The sequence below is a fragment of the Stenotrophomonas sp. YIM B06876 genome (assembly GCF_030711595.1).
Taxonomy (GTDB): domain Bacteria; phylum Pseudomonadota; class Gammaproteobacteria; order Xanthomonadales; family Xanthomonadaceae; genus Stenotrophomonas.
Window position 1 is genome coordinate 1 of the sequence record NZ_JAUJUJ010000493.1, and the last position, 606, is coordinate 606.

The following is a 606-nucleotide window of genomic DNA, read 5'->3' on the forward strand; positions in this document are numbered from 1 at the left end:
GACACCGCCCCCGATTTCACGCAAGACTCCACGGCCGGCCCGATCCGCTTCCATGAGTGGGCGGGCGACTCGTGGGTGGTGCTGTTCTCGCACCCGGCCGACTTCACGCCCGTCTGCACCACCGAGCTGGGCAAGACGGCGGCGCTGTCGGGCGAGTTCGCCAAGCGCAAGACCAAGGCCATCGCCATCAGCATCGACCCGCTCCAATCGCACACCGACTGGGTGCACGACATCAACGAGACGCAGCACACCAAGGTGGACTTCCCCATCCTGGCCGATGCCGACAAGAAGGTCGCCAACCTCTACGACATGATCCACCCGAACGCCTCGACCACCGCCACGGTGCGCAGCGTGTTCATCATCGACCCGAAGAAGGTCATCCGCACCACCTTCACCTACCCGGCCAGCACCGGGCGCAACTTCGACGAGATCCTGCGCGTGATCGACTCGCTGCAGCTCACCGACAACTACAAGGTGGCCACGCCGGTGAACTGGAAGGACGGCGAAGACGTGATCATCGTGCCCAGCCTGCAGGACCCGGCCGAGCTGGCCCAGCGCTTCCCCAAGGGCTTCAAGACCGTCAAGCCCTACCTGCGCATCACGCCC

Annotated in this window: 1 protein-coding gene; it reads left to right on the top strand. The window is 65.2% G+C overall.

Annotation, left to right across the window (positions count from 1 at the left end):
* Positions 1 to 606: peroxiredoxin (locus tag QZH66_RS18110; RefSeq protein WP_305807188.1), on the top strand; the 606-nt coding region annotated here is incomplete at both ends.